Here is a 16,539-nt window from a genome sequence, read left to right as displayed (position 1 = left end):
TGCGCATAAATATCTGTCACAAAAGGATAAACTGTTACAATCTAAGCCTACAATTGATGGGTAGGTCAACGTAAGCTCAAGTTATAGCTAAGCTGGTCGATATTGTATTTACAGGCTATATAAGGGAGCGGTGAATGGCATCACGTAGAGGAAAGCACACAAAGACAAATGATAGTGTAATACTCATCATCATTTTGTTGGTCTCTATTACGCTTGCATCTGTACTAGGGTTTGCCTTTTATAACAGCCATCAGAAACACATCTCCCCAACACAAGTCTATGGCAATTGGATTGAAATCGGCGCACCAAAACAAAGTACCGAAATCCTCACATTTGCCTCTCACGGCGTACAACGAAATCATCGCCTTATCGCCACTCAATATGAGTTTGATGGTCGTATTGTGAAACTAAAAGCCAAGCAGTGGGACTTGGGTCTACGAGAAAGTCGGCACACCGCGTTCACCTCAATTACGCCGTATTACTCCCGCTCTACCGCCACAACGATTCATATTACAAGGGTTCGAACATACCGTACCAATGGATGGTTATAGCCCAGGTCAGAACCGTCGCTCTGCATTAAGTGAGCACTTCACCACCAAATAACCTCTCTACCGTTGAACATATTCAAGAAAATGCCGTTGGAAGGCGCAGTATCTCTCAGCGGTATAACAACGTAATTGACGACCCAATTGATATAAATCAATATTCATAACACTTTCATTTTTATCCTTTGTTTTTCTCCTAAACTTTAACTAAGCGCGTTAGCAAATAAAACACCACACGGGACGCTTACCGCCGATAGCTAGCAATAGTAAGCATCCCTTAGATACACGCAACCAAGGAGAGGAACATGATCAAGACACATCGTAATTTTTTACTCCCTGAATCAAACGGCTACCACGTCAATATTGATATCAACCCGATAGGGCATCTCGATATTGATATCATTGAATCAAAAGAACATCATGATTCAGAGTTTGAACAAGTGACGTTCAAGCATGCTGGCGCCGTGACCCATATTCAGGGCGTCGATCAACACAATAAGCAGCTCTGGAATCTTCCTTTACATTGCCAGGATGCCCGCGAGCTAAATGCATTAATTTTGCGTGCTAATGATGAATTTGAAATATTGATGCGCGATCTATAGCCTGATGTCGGCAGCGGTACGTTGGACGTTTCGACTCATGTCGTTTATGAGCAGCATACCTTGAAACAGGTGTGCTGAGCATTGGCGACAATAAAGCTCAACCATGCCTCTCAATGTCACATTATGACATTACTCTGTTAGAAATCGCCCAACTATCCATTATGATGCTCGCTCTTCAATTCAGTAGACGGATAATATGGCACTTATTTCAATCAAAGACACCAAAACTTCCGGCATGCTTTGCCTTGCAGCCTTCGCTACCGTCACCTTCGCCCTTACCCTACTCTTTTACCCCTTGTCTTTACGAGGTCACGTCGAAGCAATGACAGGCGAGGCGATGCAAACTCTCACCTATTCCGCAGGGCACCAAGGCTTTTTAATCACCTTGTGTGTGTTTTGCCTTACCACAGCATGGGTCATTAAGAAATCCCCTATCAAACTGCACCTCCTTATTCAATTAGGTCTATTACTCGTGCTAAGTTTTGGTGCTAAGTCGCTGTTAAAAAACGTAACAGAAAGCCCGCGACCCTATACTCACCTACTTGCTGAGCAGCATGTCATTGAAAATCCCAGAGACTTTTACACCCTAAAAGTAGCCGAAAAAGATCAGGCGATAGAGCAAGTGTCCGAGCAAGTTAGTCATTGGAGAACCATGCACTGGATGGGGGAAACGGACTATTCATTCCCTTCTGGACACACCATTTTTGCAAGTATCTGCGTACTATTTTTTGGGGGTCTACTGCTAAGTAATGGCCGCTATTTACTGGCCGCTCTGACCATAATTTGGGCATCGAGCGTGGCTATGAGTCGACTCTGGCTTGGTATGCACCGCCCTATCGACTTATTTGGCTCTATGTTGTTTGGTTTACTGTTGTACGCCGTTATCCCGATGACTTACCCTTTGTTTGATAAATGGTTAAAAAGGCAAAAGACTGAGTAAACGTGTAGAAATTACTAGAGCGTAGTCGTAATTTCCATTATTATCGAAATACACTATTCGGGAGAACCTTTATGCAGATCACTACCGCCGCGAAAGCGCTAAAAGAACTGGGTCACGTTACGCGTTTAGCGATCTATCGCCAAGTCGTTCGCGCGGGTCATCAAGGCATTCCAGTAGGCGAAATCCAAGAGCGTCTTGATATCCCAGGCTCTACGTTATCCCATCATATTTCAAGTTTAACGTCAGCGAATTTACTGACTCAACGACGCGAAGGGCGCACCCTTTATTGCGTTGCACAATATGAGCATTTACAAGGTGTTATCGGCTTCTTGCAAGACGAATGCTGCATTGAAGAAAGCGGTAATGACGCTGAGATAAGCCGAACTCAAGACCAAGAAAATTTACCACTATCATAAAAACAGCGGGTTTTCTTAACTGGTCATATCAATGACTAAAGAAAACCCATTCTTCCTCAAGCCTTATAGATATATAAGACACACCAACCATACACCAGGCAAATAACACCTTCCGTTATCTTCGAACAACCAATAGTAGCCTTAATCAAGCATTCACACTGCCAATACTTCCCCCATCACGAGCGTCAACATCTGCGTTAACATGCCGATAACGCCTTAGTACTGCACATAAAAGTCATCAAATGACAAAGCCCATCCCGAGGACCTCTAAGTGAATCTCAGCAACCTGTCTATTCGAACCAAACTGCAATGCATTGTTATCATTGCCGTGATTATCCTTTTATCTATTGGTGTGTTTAATCTCAACATACAAAAATCCAATAGCTACGAACAGCGCAAGAGCAGCATTCAGGCAAGTGTGGATATCGCGAAAACCCTTATCGATCACTACATTGCGCTCAGCGCTGATATTGGTGACAAGGAAGCAAAAGCTCGAGCCATGGCGGCAGTGCGTCAACTGAGTTTTGACCACGATAAGTATTTCTGGATAGCAAGCTCCGATCAAAAGATCGTCATGCACCCAACCCAACCTCACTATGAGGGAATGAGTACCACAACGATCACCGATGCACGTGGTAAGCCTTTCATGCAGCAACTTATTGACTTAGCGACCACTCAAGGACAAGGCTTCGTGCAATATTACTGGAAGGAAGCCTCCGGCGAAGAATCTGAAAAAATCACCTATGTGACACATATCCCTCAATGGAACTGGATCATTGGTTCTGGTGTTCCTCTGTCTGATATCGATGACAGCTTCAAATCAGCGATGATCAAAGAACTGATTATTGATGGCATCGCGGCAATGTTCCTGATTCTATTATGTGGTGCCATTGCGCGAAACATCGTTGTCCCCATCGAAGATCTCGTCACAAGTGTTCACCATGTTGCCGATGGCGATCTTAGCCGAAACTTAACGACGCAACGCAAAGATGAAATTGGCATATTAAGCCGCGAGCTCAATCGAATGATGCACACGTTACGTGACACTATATCGGTGGCGAAAGAATCGGCCAGTCATTCAGGTCAACTGTCAGCCTCTATTGCAGCCACCAGCGAGGAAACGGCAACGTGTATCCATTCGCAAACTGAGCAGCTTGAGCAGTTGGCGACAGCGATGAGTGAGATGTCATCCACCATTCAAGATATCGCCGAAAATGCAGAGCGCACCTCTACCACCACAGAGCAAAGCAAAGTGCTAGCGGGTGATGGTAGCCGAAGCATGGAATACACGTTGGACAACATTGCCACCATCTCAGACGACATTACCGATACTTATGAACTCATGACATCTTTGAAGCAAGGCGTCGCTGACATTAGCAACGTTGTTGGTGTAATTACCGAAGTCTCTGAACAAACCAACTTACTGGCGTTAAATGCAGCGATTGAAGCCGCTCGGGCTGGTGAGCAAGGTCGCGGCTTTGCCGTCGTTGCCGATGAGGTTAGAAATCTTGCTAGCCGAACGCAAGAATCCACCACGCAAGTACAAAGCACTATCGACGATCTAAACAAACGTACAACCAGTGTCTTATCGGTCATGGCGACCAATCAAGAAAAGATCACCCACAGTGTTCAACTCGCCACAAAAACACAAGAGCAACTTGATGGTGCCGTTAGCAGCCTAAACCAAACTTATGACATGGTGACTCAAATTGCGGCGGCAGCAGAGCAGCAAGGGATCGTCGCGAATGACGTGAATGAGAATGTCACTGTTGTGCACACTTCTATTAGTGAGATAAAACAAACGAGTCAACATTTAGCCCAGCAATCTCAAACGATGGCGCAAGCATCGGACGAGTTATCACAAAAACTGGCTTACTTTAAATTTTAATTAAAAATTATCGAGCGCTACATAGTAGTTAGCTGACTATGTAGCGTTGTTATTATCACCTTCTCACGACAGCCTTTTCTCCATCGCGCTTCGCTCTCATCAATAATCTAAACACAGAAATGACAATTTTCTTGGTGTAACCCGTATTCACCGCGACGAATAGACAAGTGTTCCTCTCCCGCCGCTAACCCCATCTTATACCCTTGGTGCAAAGTCTTCTGGTTCATCGTTAATCGCTTCACCGCAAAGTCTTCTGGAGGTGTGATCACTCTGATCGTCGCATCTTTCGGGGGATGCCGAATAAATTCTAACGATTGGTTGTAGTTTTCAGCTCGTACCTTCATCGCTTGAGCAATACTTGGATACTTCGCTAATAAGGCCTGAACCAACCACGCCGAACGACTGGCTTTCATTTCATAACTCAGTGGATGCGATAAGATCACGGTAATATCACGTGCACCGCGGCGGTAGGCTTCTCTTACGGGAATAGAATCCGCGACACCGCCATCAGTATAACAACCACCAGAAAAACAAGGTGGACGACGATAGGCAATCGGAAGCGCGGTTGTGGCTTCAATAATGTTGGATAATGAATGGGCTTCCACTCGGTAATAATCCGCAAGCCCGCTATCAATATTCGTTACAGCTGCAAACATGGGGATACTGGAGAAAAGCGCCTCGCAGTTTAGTGGGTAGCGTTGATTAGACTCATCCCATAACCACTTTACATCAACCAAATCTCCGCCTTTGGCAAAGCGCGCTGGATTAAAAAACCGCTTGTTCGTCGCCATTTTAGTGATGACCTCAAAGCTACGTTGAGGAGAGTTTGATAAATAACCAACTAAATTCGATGCCCCTGCAGAAACACCAATTGCAAAATCATAAGGCATAAAATCATGATTCATAAAGGTATCGAGCACACCACTTGCAAAAACACCTCGCATTGCCCCACCCTCTACAATCAATGCACTGTTATTCATCATTTCTCTCTCATCATCAATACTGGTGACAGAATAATGAAACATAAGCCTGAAATATAATGGGACTTGTAAATTACTTCGATAGGAAAAAGCTATCAAAGTGATGTTTTATACGCTCCCTAAAATACAATTAGGGAGCAAACAGAGGCTATTTTTGATCGAAAACCAAAACAAACGTCACGGGAACTGACGTCGCTATCGAAGGCAAAGCAGCCACTTCTCGCAGTTTTTCAATCCCTTTCTCTAAACCAAAATCAGCCGCTTTGACAATGAGTGGATCATTAGCCACCACGACAATTTTATCATCAGACATTTTCATCACGGTCAAATTAGCTGGGTAGGTCTTTTGTTTACCATGCAAATCAACGGTAACATCGAATGTCGCTGAATAAATACCACCAATATCCGCGCCATCTAATTCGCTCATATCGATGACCGTGGTAATCGTCGCCGTTTTAAATGATGCCACATCAAATAGCATACTTTTCATTCGTTCGTTTCGAATTGCGATATTGGTTTCCACACTGCTTAAATCCAATATCACCGTCGCTTTCCCATCATCCGATATGGTGCCAGACATCGCCTCAAAATGATGAACTTCACTCGCAGCATTTTTTTCGTTGAAACAAACTTTAATGACGATGCCTCATTATCTAGTATCCACCCTGCTGTCGCGGGAAAGGCCAACATTAAGGCCAATAAACCACTGATTCCAGCTCTCATATCGCGCTCCTTTGATTTTTTGTACCTAATAGGTGTAGTTCACAGTTATCAGAACACCAAATCTAATACCTGAACCCGCTACCATTATCCGCTTATTTTTGTTTATCGCACTACGTTAATAGGGTTTGTTAACAAGCCAATTAACCTTTATATAAATAAGGTTAATCTGTGCACCTGTTATATTCACTTTAGTAATTATTAATAGTATTGATAATAATTCGTAATTACTTTAGTATCCGTTTTTCTTTTCAAAACCTCGACGGTGTCAAGTTGTTAGCAATAAAACAGTTAAAATCTAAAGCCTTTGAATCCACTCTTTGCAAACCTCATCTTGCTTCAAGACTTGGCCCCCTAACGATGCTCCGTCGATTACTTGTCGTTGTTTTTATATTTGCCACACCATTACTATCAGCGGCGGAACAAGCTCGAACCATTAAAGATGAACATGGTGAACTCACTGTTTTCGGTACGCCTCAGAGAATCGTCGTACTTGAATACTCGTTTATCGACGCTCTGGCTTCTGTCGGTGTCTCGCCTATTGGCGTTGCTGATGATAAAAACATTGAGCGTATTCTTCCTGAAGTCCGCGCCCTTATTTCACCATGGACGTCTGTGGGAATGCGACCGCAACCTAGCTTAGAAGCCATTTCTGAACTCAAACCGGACCTGATCATTGCTGATGCAGAACGACATGCCACGGTTTACAAGGATCTTAGCACCATCGCCCCAACGCTATTGCTTAAAAGCCGCGGTGAAACCTATCAAGAAAACCTAGCTTCAGCGTTAAAAATTGGCATTGCGATCAATAAACAGAGTCAAATGGAACAGCGAATTTCGCAGCACAAAACCAACATGGCATCGTACAAACAGACATTAGCAAGCGCGGAAACCATACAATTTGCTGTTGTCACCGACAAAGGGATGTGGCTGCATGGCCCTAATTCCTATGCTGGTGGTGTCATTACAGCGCTTGGTCTGCAAGGACCAACGTTGCCAAACCATGATAAAGCCTACATTGAAGTCAGCTTCGAGCAGCTATTAAAGGTAAACCCAGACTGGTTACTGCTCGGTCCATATAAGCCGCATACTGTGTATGATGACTGGCAACAACAACCATTAAGCAAACTACTTAAGGTGTCACAAAAACAGCAAGCCGTGCGGGTCTCTCCGCAATTATGGTCACTAAATCGAGGCATGCTCGCGGCCGAAGGCATCGCCAAAAATCTGCAAACACTGTTAACCAAAAAGTAATGTTGACGACATTAAAACCCCAAGGGCTTGCGCTTTGGTTTGCATTGAGCGCCGCCTTAGTTATCACATTCAATCTATCGCTGATCGCTTGGTCTAGTTTCGACCTATCGATGGCAACACTTTGGAATTTTTGGCTCCACTTCGATGAAACGAGTATGGAACAGCAAATCATCGCGACACTAAGAATGCCAAGAGCGTTGAGTGGTGCGGTCATTGGCGCTAACTTGGCGGTAGCAGGAGCACTCATGCAGGGCCTTACCCGTAACCCGTTAGCCTCGCCATCCGTACTTGCAATCAATGCTGGTGCGTCGCTGTGTATCGTCATTGGCAGTGTTGGCCTTATTACCCTGCCAATACCCACCATGCTCATGGGCGCGATAGGCAGTATGCTAAGTGGCCTTATCGTCATCTACTTAGGTGGCTTCTTTGACCATCGACCTCACCCTTTAAAACTGGTTCTTGCGGGTATTGCCGTCAATGCTTTACTACTTGGCTTAACGCGCGCTTCTATCATATTGGCCGATGATATGGCCTATAGTATTCAATCTTGGTTGATAGGTTCAATCAGTAACCTAGACTGGGCCCTATTCACACAAATGATGCCCATAAGCGTAGCGGCGCTTACCCTCTCATGGCTGTTAGCGCACCAACTCAATCTACTTTCTCTCGGGCATGATGTTGCCACCAATCTTGGTGTTAATACCAGCCTTGTACGTTTACTTGCTTGTCTCGCGATCGTCATTTTGACCAGTGTCAGCGTCGCAACAGCAGGCCCTATTGGCTTTGTTGGATTACTTGTTCCCCACATTGCTAAAAAACTTGTTGGACAAAATTATCGGCTAATCATTCCTGCCAGCGCATGCCTTGGTGCACTACTGATGACACTAGCAGATATGCTCTCTAGAGCGATTGCTTTTCCTACTGAAACGCCCGTAGGAATTGTCACTGCGCTTATCGGCACGCCATTTTTCATTTTACTGTCTATTCGAGGTCGCTTGAACTCATGAGTGTCACTCTTCACCACACAAAATACTTACCATGGCTGACGCTCGCGGTAGTTATTTTACTGGCTAGCATCATAAGTTTGATGGTTGGCGTCGCGGATTTATCCCTACCAGACGTTATCCAGACCGTGATGCATGGCGGTGATTACGATTTTGTTGTCAATCACTACCGACTACCTCGCTTATTTCTTGCTATTGGTGTTGGCGCAGGTCTTGGACTATCTGGCGCGTTGGTTCAGGGGGTCATCCGTAATCCTCTCGCCTCTCCTGACCTTATTGGTATTAGTGCCTAGGTGCAGGATTTGTTGCCACTCTCGTATTAACGATCTACCCCAATGCGCCATTATATGTGCTTCCTATTGCGGCGGTGATTGGGGGAATAGCAACGGGTACATCACTACTAGTCATCACTCACTACGCTCACCTCACCCCAGCGAGAATGGCGCTTGTCGGCATTGCTATCAGTGCATTTCTTGCCAGTGGTATTGATTACTTACTCGTGGTACACCCTATCGAAATCAACACCGCGATGGTGTGGTTGACGGGGAGTCTATGGGGAAGAGACTGGGAACAAGTTCCGTATATTTGGATGACGCTAGCGCTACTTCTGCCCGTGACATTATGGCTGGCATGGCGACTAGATGTTGTAGGCTTGGGTGACGATACCGCCATTTCATTGGGCGTTGACCTCAATAAGGTTCAAGGTATCGCACTGCTTTGTGCCATCGTACTCGCAAGTATCAGTGTCGCTATCGCTGGTACCATCAGCTTTGTCGGTTTACTCGCTCCCCATTTAGCCAGACTTATTTTTGGACACCACCACAAGGCTCTGCTCGTTGGATCCAGTTTAATCGGTGCACTCCTTGTACTCACCGCCGATACCATTGCTCGTGGTATCCAACCACCCATTGAGCTGCCTGCTGGCGTATTGACGTCCATAATTGGTGCGCCGTACTTTATCTTTTTACTACAACGCTATAAGGGTTGGTAATGCTGTCTGTTCAACATTTGCAAGTTGCCTATGGTAACAAAGTAATTATCGACGATCTCAACCTGTCTATTCCAAAAGGCAAAATTACCGCCCTAATTGGTCCTAACGGATGTGGGAAATCTACGCTACTAAAAACCTTAGCGCGCATTAACAAAGCCAAATCAGGAAACGTACTTCTTGATAACGTCGCGCTTGAGCAAATTCCCACTAAGCAGTTAGCGCAACGTCTTTCGTTGCTGCCGCAAATCCACACTACCCCAGAAGGGATCAGTGTACGAAAATTGGTGGGCTATGGCCGCGCACCCTACACTTCTCATTGGGGTAAATTGACAGCAGATGACCAACGTATTGTTGAGCAATCTATGGCATCAACGGGCGTAACTGATCTTGCCGACACCCCGGTAGACAGCCTGTCAGGTGGGCAACAGCAGCGTGCGTGGATCGCGATGATCATGGCGCAAGATACCGACATTGTCATGCTCGATGAACCGACCACCTATCTCGACCTTTCTCACCAAATTGATCTGATGAACCTAATGCATGAGATGAATCGTCGAGGGAAAACGGTCATCGTTGTACTCCATGATCTCAATCAGGCCTGTCGCTATTGTGATCATTTGGTGGTCCTTGAAAAAGGCAAACTCATTGCTCAAGGCTCACCAGAGCAGGTTTTCACTGAGTCATTATTGCAGCAAGTGTTTAACCTCGACGCAATGATCATCTCCGATCCTATTTCCCAGTCACCGATGTGCATTGCACGGTAACCGAGCGGGGCCGCTCCCCTTGTGAAGGCAAGTCAAACCATTATCTAGGAATCATTGATTGTCCTCCCGGTGGTGCTCGACTGCACGCGACTTTAATTCGATAGAGTAATACGAATCACTCTAATAATAAAAACCAACAATTTATCCAAGCAGTATAAGGACACTATTTTGAAATCGTCTCACTCCGTTAAGACAAGTCTATTTACCTTGTCTCTTTTAGCTTTATCAATAAACAGTGCGTACGCTGAAAATGCACCGTTGGATCAAGCTCAAAATCACACGTCTCACAAAACAGCGGAAGACACGACGCAGGCAGCGCCGAGTGAATCGAAAGCGGCTGAAACCATGGTGGTCACGGCGACGCGTTACAGCCAGGATACCGATAAAATCCCAGGGTCTATTCACGTCATCTCTAGCGAAGAGCTGAAGCAACAGACAGCGGTAAGTGATGACTTAACCAGTGTCATTGCAAATCTTGTTCCGGGTATGACGCCTAGCCGCCAGAAGCTTTCTAATCAAGGCGAGAATTTACGTGGTCGAACCGCACTGATAATGGTTGATGGCGTACCACAAAATAACCCACTACGTAACGGTAACCGCTACGGTTATACGGTTGATCCTTCAATGGTTGAACGTGTCGAAGTTGTACAGGGCGCGAGCGCCGTCCAAGGCAATGGTGCAACAGGCGGTATCATCAACTACGTCACTAAAAGTGCGAAACCGGGCGATCACTGGAAACAAACGATTGGTACGCGAGTCACCTCTAACCTAAAAGACGATGGCACGGGCGGCAAGGTTTACTACAACCTGAAGCAGTACGACGAAGACTACGACCTATTCATTGGCGGCTCTTGGGAGCAACAAGGGCTTTACTATGACGGTAACGGCAACCCTATCGGCATGAATGCCATTCAAGGTGAAACTCAAGACTCAAATGCGACGAACTTTTTAGCTAAGGGTGGCTATAACTTTGATGGTGGCGATCAACGAGTCAGCTTTAGTGCCAGCCGTTTTCAGCTGAAAAGTAACCAAAATTACATCCCAGTGAAAGGTGACCATGTAAACGGCACGCCGGGTACGGTTGTGCGTGGCACACCAGATGGCGTTCCAACCTCTAACTATGCTGAGCTCTATAACTTCGGTTATGACCACTACAACTTCGCGGGTGGTGAATTGAAATTCCAAGCGTTTTACCAAGAGTTCGAAGCGGTTTATGGCCAAGCATCATGGTGGCCTACTGCTGACAAACAAATGGATCAAGGCGCGATCGTCTCGTCTAAGAAAGGGTTTAAGCTCAGCTATGTAAGAACCGACATCCTAGGCTGGGACGACAGCTGGGTAGTTGGCTTAGATGGCATGGAAGACGCGACAAAGCAAAAATTGATGCAATCAGGCAAAGATGTCACACCGGATATGATGTATCAAAGCCTCGCGCCTTTTGTTCAAGGTGATTTTCTTGTCTCAGACTCCCTACGTTTGTCCGGTGGCGTTCGTCTAGAAAACACCAAAGTTAAAGTCGCGGACGGGCAAACCCTGTGGGGATACGGCAATGCGGGTCATCGCCAAGTTGATATCATCGGTGGTGAGCAAAACTTTAGCCAAGCGGTGTTTAATGCTGGCGCGGTTTACGACTTTACCCCATCTGTCAGCTCGTTTGTTGGCTTTAGCCAAGGCTTCGGGTTACCTGATATCGGCCGAGTGTTACGCGGTAACTGGATTGGCGGCCCATCAACTGCACCTGTTGGCGGAGCACCGATCGACTTCAATACTATGCCAGCGGTGAAACCCGTTGTAACTGACAACTATGAAATAGGCTTGAGCTACAGCGATGACAAACTGCATGTGAGCGGCAGTACTTATATGTCTATCGCCAAAGATGGTGCGAACTTGTCATTAAACAGTGGTGGTACCTATGATGTCACACGCCAACGTACCGATATCAAAGGTTATGAACTCACTGCGACCTACAATGTATTACCGACCACATCTATCCAATCGTTGTACTCTCACGTACAAGGACAAGTAGATAGCACAGGAAATGGTAGCGTTGATAGCGATATGGATCTTAAAAACTTATCCCCAGACCGCCTGCTTGTTGCGGTTAACCATAGCTTTTCAGACCGCTTGAATGGGCGTGTTCAGTACAACCATATGTTTTCTCGCTCAAAAGAAGCCAACGGTGCTGGCGCTGCGCAACACTTCGAAGGCTATGGACTGATGGACATATCAATGTTTTATGACATGAACGGCTATGGTCGCGTAAGCTTTGCCGTTGAAAACTTGCTTAACGAGCAGTACATCAACTACTTCAGCCAGATCCGTAATCACTCAAGTTACTACTTCTCTGGCCGAGGACAAACCTTTAGCCTAGGGTACGAACTCGACTTTTAAGCCGTCACAATAGATAAAATAAAGCCCTGAAAGTGAAGATACTCTCAGGGCTTTTACTCTTTTTCAGTGGTAATGATTCAGGGGACTACCCCATTCATCAATGCGTTAAATTTGTGCCAACAGCCATTGCTTAGTCTCAGCGTCGGTAAATGCGCCTTCAACACTATTACGATAGATGTGAGCATAGTCATCAGCCGATAGGTTGAACTGCTCAATGATTTTTTGTACTTCTTTTGTCATGGTGGTATTCGATACTGTGCGATTGTCAGTGTTAATTGTCACTGGAATGCCTTGCTTACGGAAAGACTCAATCGGGTGAACGTCTAAGCTCTCTACCGCTTTGGTTTGTACATTGCTGCTTGGACACGTTTCAAGAGCGACTTGCTTGTCGTGCACAAGGTCAAAAGCCTGCTGATGGGTCGCAATATGGATACCATGTCCCACTCGTTCAGCGCCAAGCATGGTGATGGCATCAAAGACATTTTGTCCTTCGCCTTGCTCACCAGCATGGATCGTCACATTCAAACCTTTTTCCTTTGCGTATTGCGCAAAAGGAATAAATTTCTCGCAGAAACCCGGCTCTTCACCACCAGCAAGATCAAACGCTGCGACACCTTTTCCAAGATATTGTGCGCCAACGTCAATCACGTCTTTAATTTCATCCGTTGGCATATGACGTAGCAGTGACAAAATCACATTACCTTTAATACCATGTGCCGTTTCAGCACGTTTCATTCCCGCCACCACGCTACCGATAATATCTTCGATAGACAGGCCTTGTTCCCGGTGCAAAAGTGGGCCAAAACGCACTTCCATATATCGAACATTTTCTAACGCGGCATCTTCATAAACCTCAAAAGCAATACGCTCAATGGCTTCTTTGGTTTGCATCACAGAAAGTGGTAAATCAAATCGTTTTAGGTACTCGAGTAAATTTGGGCATGTTTCTGGAGCAATCATTAGATCACGAACCACTTCTACATCAGTACTTGGTAGCGACACGCCTTGATGCGCAGCCAACTCAATAATGGTTTCAGGTCTAACACTGCCATCTAGATGACAATGCAGATCAATTTTTGGTAATTCGTGGTAATTCATTCTGACTCTCACTCTTCTTTTTAAAAAACGATCTCTTTAAAAGACTGACTAACGTAAACCTTAGATATATCGCTTTAGACTTCTGCTTGGTGTTGTTAATACTCTGTCACGAACTTATTTTTAAACCGTGTAGTTCATGCTTTAACCGACAAACATACACGAATCCATAAACCCTTGCACACGCAAAAGACCACGCAATCGTATGCGCCCCTAAAATAAGGCAACGTTAATTTGGTGCAATACCTGACATGATGCATAACCTCTTGGATTTATAACAGATTCAATGGTAATGTTACATGTAACATTACCATTGGTTAGTAAAAGATAATGACAACTGAACGAAAAGGGCGCCCCACTCTACAAGACATTGCCGATCAAGTGGGCGTAACAAAAATGACCATCTCTCGCTTTATGCGCAATCCAGATTCTGTCGCTCAAAAAACGCGTGATAAAATTGCGGCTGTCATAGAACAGGTAGGTTACATTGAAAACCGCGCCCCAGCGATGCTCTCTAAATCATCGAGTAAAGCCATTGGTATTCTTCTTCCCTCTTTATCAAACCAAATCTTTGCCTCTTTTGTGCAAGGTATTGAAGCGGTCACCAAGGCCAATGGTTATGAAACCCTTATAGCCCATTTTGGCTATGATGAAATAGAGGAAGAACATAAAATCGCTTCACTACTGTCTTATCAAGTTGATGCTTTAATCCTTACCGAGAGTCATCATACTCAGCGCACATTGCAAATGATTAAAACCGCGGATATACCTATTGTTGAAACCATGGAGCTACCCGCAACACCTATTGATATGGCGGTAGGGTTAGACCACGTGGAAGCCTCCTATCAAGCGGTTCGACAGATGATACAAAAAGGGCGGACGTCGATTGCCTATTTTGGTGCTCGTTTGGACACCCGTACTCAACTGCGTATGCAAGGTTATGACAAAGCCATGAATGAAGCGGGCCTGGAAATTAAGCATATCCTCACTGAATCGCACTCTAGTTTTTCTCTGGCTTCCGAGCTCCTAGATATGGCGTTGAGGCAGCACCCTGATATAGATGGCGTATTTTGTACCAATGATGATATTGCTATTGGTACCATTTTAACCGCTCAGCAACGCGGCATTGCGGTACCGCAGCAACTTGCCGTCGTGGGTTATAACGCCTTGGATATTGGCCAAACTATTCATCCTAAACTCGTAAGCGTCGATACGCCTCGTTATGACATTGGCGAAAAAAGTGCTGAGTTATTGATTGCAACTTTGAAAGGCAATGCACCAACGCAGCGTAGCTTTGATTTGGGCTATCGAATAACAGAAGGTGAGAGTCTGTAACGGTTAGTACTTGCTCTCTTCTCTCACACCTTGTTCTTTCATTTAACCATGACTCTTTAGCTCCCCTTCCCCCAAAACGCGATCAGTGACAGATCGCTTTATCTCTCATCAGAGAGGTCGAATGTACGCCATGACATATCTCTGACAATTCGCGACATTTCCTACATTGTCAGACATTTCTCTCATGGATGTTTTAGTCGCAAACTATTACATTGCACGTCGAATTATTAAGCCCCTTATAAATACCACTTATAAAAATATAGGTTTCAGAATGAAAAAAGCAATCGCTCTAGCACTATGTACCGTTTTTGCCTCAAGCGCTTACGCAGCTGCAACAGATCCAGGTTTCTACATCGGTGGTGGTTTCGGTCTAACTGAAAGCAAGTTGAACAACCTAGATGATTCTAGCTTTCCAACCTTTGACGGCGAACGCGCACTAAAAGTTTACGGTGGCTACCAGTTCAACCGCATCGTTGCTGTTGAAGCAGGTTACACGAACTACGGTAAGTTCACACACCCTGCTGCGCCTGGTTTATCTGCGACTCCAACTGCACTCTCTGTAGCGGCAAATCTTGGTTACACGTTTGATAACGGTATTCGCCCATTCGCAACAGTGGGTCTATCGCACGTAAGTATGGAATTCAAACTAAACTCTGATTCTGAAAAAGATTCAGCGACAGGTTTCCGCTACGGCGTTGGTGTTGAGTATGCTCCACAGATGATCGATGGTCTAGCTATGCGCTTGGCTTACGAAGCAGATGCATTCAACGTTCAAGATCCTAGCAGCACTGCTACTAACACATTCGCTGTTGGTGGTCTCTACCTAGGTGCTTCGTACAAATTCTAAAGATAGCCGTACTTTAGAGTAAACATAAAAAAGACCGCTGAATATCAGCGGTCTTTTTGTTTATCTTGAAAAGATCCTTTACCACATCAAATCGTCTGGAACGACAAAGTCTGCATATGGATCATCTTCTGCTGCAACTTCTTCTTTCACGTCATTCTCGATGACGGTTTCAGTATCGCGCTCAGCAATCTTCTTCGCAACAATCGTTGGAATGACGACATACGTATCTTCATAACGCGCAATCGATAGAATGCCTTTCGCCAATTGATCACGTGTTTCTTGCTCTACATACAACGACTTAACCAAGTTATCATCGGTAAAGTTGTACTTAATATCGCCGTTCTTATTGTCGATTTTATTCATATTCAACAATTGCTTAACTTGAGCACGCATCTCTTTACTCAGAACCAGTGCGTCACGCTCTTTGTTTAACTGTTTATCACGCTCGAGTTGCGCCGCTTTATTTTCTTCTACCGCAGCTTTGGCTTCACGAGCTTGTACTCGAGATTTTTTTGAGCCTTTCTTGGCTTTTTTCAGTTTCTTTTCGTTGACTAAACCAGCTTTTAGCATCTGCTCTTGGAGACTTAGTTTGGACATAAAATAACAGGCCTATAAAAATGTGTTCATCTGCTGTGATGATCCCAAGAAATGACGCATTGAGCAAGCCTGAATAGCAACTTTCCTACGATGTACAGAACAAAGCGACTGAAAACGATCACGTAAAGGCTATTGCGCAGGATGGTTACGCAAGATCATGACGCATGCCC

14 protein-coding genes and 2 pseudogenes are annotated in these 16,539 nt (G+C 45.2%); 12 read left to right on the top strand and 4 right to left on the bottom strand.

Annotated elements, in window-relative coordinates; genetic code table 11:
* Positions 1-134: 134 nt before the first annotated feature.
* The 5 genes and pseudogenes from AC0L66_RS21235 (at position 135) to AC0L66_RS21215 (ending at position 4,391) form a co-directional block, all read left to right on the top strand.
* Positions 135-603: pseudogene (locus AC0L66_RS21235) on the top strand (DUF2850 domain-containing protein).
* Positions 604-850: 247 nt separating this feature from the next.
* Positions 851-1,147 carry a hypothetical protein gene (locus AC0L66_RS21230; RefSeq protein ID WP_473570808.1) on the top strand — a complete coding sequence of 99 codons (297 nt, stop codon included), beginning with the start codon at positions 851-853 and terminating at the stop codon, positions 1,145-1,147.
* Positions 1,148-1,343: 196 nt separating this feature from the next.
* Positions 1,344-2,087, top strand: a complete 744-nt coding sequence (locus tag AC0L66_RS21225) for a phosphatase PAP2 family protein (protein WP_265674189.1) — start codon at positions 1,344-1,346, stop codon at positions 2,085-2,087.
* A 71-nt stretch (positions 2,088-2,158) separates the two neighbouring features.
* Positions 2,159-2,503 carry an ArsR/SmtB family transcription factor gene (locus AC0L66_RS21220; RefSeq protein ID WP_265674190.1) on the top strand — a complete coding sequence of 115 codons (345 nt, stop codon included), beginning with the start codon at positions 2,159-2,161 and terminating at the stop codon, positions 2,501-2,503.
* A 271-nt stretch (positions 2,504-2,774) separates the two neighbouring features.
* On the top strand, positions 2,775-4,391 hold the full coding sequence (locus AC0L66_RS21215) for a methyl-accepting chemotaxis protein (RefSeq protein ID WP_473570806.1): 1,617 nt from the start codon (positions 2,775-2,777) through the stop codon (positions 4,389-4,391).
* Between the two features lie 107 nt (positions 4,392-4,498).
* On the opposite strand, the gene AC0L66_RS21210 is transcribed toward AC0L66_RS21215, so the two are convergent.
* Positions 4,499-5,371 (bottom strand): patatin-like phospholipase family protein, encoded by an 873-nt coding sequence (locus AC0L66_RS21210; RefSeq protein WP_265674215.1) that lies wholly within the window; start codon positions 5,369-5,371, stop codon positions 4,499-4,501.
* Positions 5,372-5,519: 148 nt separating this feature from the next.
* On the bottom strand, positions 5,520-5,951 hold the full coding sequence (locus AC0L66_RS21205; protein ID WP_473570804.1) for a YceI family protein: 432 nt from the start codon (positions 5,949-5,951) through the stop codon (positions 5,520-5,522).
* A gap of 500 nt (positions 5,952-6,451) precedes the next feature.
* On the opposite strand from AC0L66_RS21205, the gene AC0L66_RS21200 reads away from it, so the two are divergent.
* The 5 genes and pseudogenes from AC0L66_RS21200 to AC0L66_RS21180 all read left to right on the top strand — a co-directional run bounded on the left by AC0L66_RS21200 (position 6,452) and on the right by AC0L66_RS21180 (position 12,495).
* Positions 6,452-7,345 carry a Fe(3+) dicitrate ABC transporter substrate-binding protein gene (locus AC0L66_RS21200; RefSeq protein WP_265674193.1) on the top strand — a complete coding sequence of 298 codons (894 nt, stop codon included), beginning with the start codon at positions 6,452-6,454 and terminating at the stop codon, positions 7,343-7,345.
* Positions 7,345-8,352: a FecCD family ABC transporter permease gene (locus AC0L66_RS21195; protein WP_265674194.1), complete on the top strand. Its 1,008-nt coding sequence runs from the start codon at positions 7,345-7,347 to the stop codon at positions 8,350-8,352. The genes AC0L66_RS21200 and AC0L66_RS21195 overlap by 1 nt, the downstream gene beginning before the upstream one ends.
* Positions 8,349-9,340 (top strand): annotated as a pseudogene (locus AC0L66_RS21190) (FecCD family ABC transporter permease). The gene AC0L66_RS21195 and the pseudogene AC0L66_RS21190 overlap by 4 nt, the downstream one beginning before the upstream one ends.
* On the top strand, positions 9,340-10,104 hold the full coding sequence (gene fecE / locus AC0L66_RS21185; protein WP_473570802.1) for a Fe(3+) dicitrate ABC transporter ATP-binding protein FecE: 765 nt from the start codon (positions 9,340-9,342) through the stop codon (positions 10,102-10,104). Before AC0L66_RS21190 ends, fecE begins: the two are co-directional and overlap by 1 nt.
* Positions 10,105-10,272: 168 nt before the next feature.
* The gene (locus tag AC0L66_RS21180; RefSeq protein WP_473570800.1) at positions 10,273-12,495 is read left to right on the top strand and encodes a TonB-dependent receptor; all 2,223 of its coding nucleotides are present in this window, start codon (positions 10,273-10,275) and stop codon (positions 12,493-12,495) included.
* 105 nt (positions 12,496-12,600) lie between these two features.
* Here the strand turns inward: AC0L66_RS21180 and add are convergent, their stop codons facing one another.
* Positions 12,601-13,593: an adenosine deaminase gene (add, locus tag AC0L66_RS21175; RefSeq protein WP_473570799.1), complete on the bottom strand. Its 993-nt coding sequence runs from the start codon at positions 13,591-13,593 to the stop codon at positions 12,601-12,603.
* A 327-nt stretch (positions 13,594-13,920) separates the two neighbouring features.
* On the opposite strand from add, the gene AC0L66_RS21170 reads away from it, so the two are divergent.
* Together AC0L66_RS21170 and AC0L66_RS21165 are read left to right on the top strand one after the other, a co-directional pair.
* Positions 13,921-14,925, top strand: coding sequence for a LacI family DNA-binding transcriptional regulator (locus AC0L66_RS21170; RefSeq protein ID WP_473570798.1), 1,005 nt, complete (start codon positions 13,921-13,923; stop codon positions 14,923-14,925).
* A gap of 271 nt (positions 14,926-15,196) precedes the next feature.
* Positions 15,197-15,772, top strand: a complete 576-nt coding sequence (locus AC0L66_RS21165; RefSeq protein ID WP_473570796.1) for a porin family protein — start codon at positions 15,197-15,199, stop codon at positions 15,770-15,772.
* A 78-nt stretch (positions 15,773-15,850) separates the two neighbouring features.
* Here AC0L66_RS21165 and AC0L66_RS21160 read toward each other — a convergent pair whose 3' ends face one another.
* Positions 15,851-16,369, bottom strand: a complete 519-nt coding sequence (locus tag AC0L66_RS21160; RefSeq protein WP_428753091.1) for a DUF2058 domain-containing protein — start codon at positions 16,367-16,369, stop codon at positions 15,851-15,853.
* Positions 16,370-16,539: the final 170 nt, after the last annotated feature.

The organism is Vibrio sp. GJ43-1, from assembly GCF_055808835.1.
This window is presented reverse-complemented; position numbering and strand designations above follow the sequence as displayed.

Excerpts from the sequence above, each read along its gene's own strand:
- AC0L66_RS21160 (WP_428753091.1), bottom strand. The coding sequence starts at position 16,369 with ATGTCCAAACTAAGTCTCCAAGAGCAGATGCTAAAAGCTGGTTTAGTC.
- AC0L66_RS21205 (WP_473570804.1), bottom strand. The coding sequence starts at position 5,951 with ATGTCTGGCACCATATCGGATGATGGGAAAGCGACGGTGATATTGGAT.
- AC0L66_RS21170 (WP_473570798.1), top strand. The coding sequence starts at position 13,921 with ATGACAACTGAACGAAAAGGGCGCCCCACTCTACAAGACATTGCCGAT.
- AC0L66_RS21200 (WP_265674193.1), top strand. The coding sequence starts at position 6,452 with ATGCTCCGTCGATTACTTGTCGTTGTTTTTATATTTGCCACACCATTA.
- fecE (WP_473570802.1), top strand. The coding sequence starts at position 9,340 with ATGCTGTCTGTTCAACATTTGCAAGTTGCCTATGGTAACAAAGTAATT.
- AC0L66_RS21165 (WP_473570796.1), top strand. The coding sequence starts at position 15,197 with ATGAAAAAAGCAATCGCTCTAGCACTATGTACCGTTTTTGCCTCAAGC.
- AC0L66_RS21220 (WP_265674190.1), top strand. The coding sequence starts at position 2,159 with ATGCAGATCACTACCGCCGCGAAAGCGCTAAAAGAACTGGGTCACGTT.
- AC0L66_RS21195 (WP_265674194.1), top strand. The coding sequence starts at position 7,345 with ATGTTGACGACATTAAAACCCCAAGGGCTTGCGCTTTGGTTTGCATTG.
- AC0L66_RS21210 (WP_265674215.1), bottom strand. The coding sequence starts at position 5,371 with ATGAATAACAGTGCATTGATTGTAGAGGGTGGGGCAATGCGAGGTGTT.
- AC0L66_RS21230 (WP_473570808.1), top strand. The coding sequence starts at position 851 with ATGATCAAGACACATCGTAATTTTTTACTCCCTGAATCAAACGGCTAC.
- add (WP_473570799.1), bottom strand. The coding sequence starts at position 13,593 with ATGAATTACCACGAATTACCAAAAATTGATCTGCATTGTCATCTAGAT.
- AC0L66_RS21225 (WP_265674189.1), top strand. The coding sequence starts at position 1,344 with ATGGCACTTATTTCAATCAAAGACACCAAAACTTCCGGCATGCTTTGC.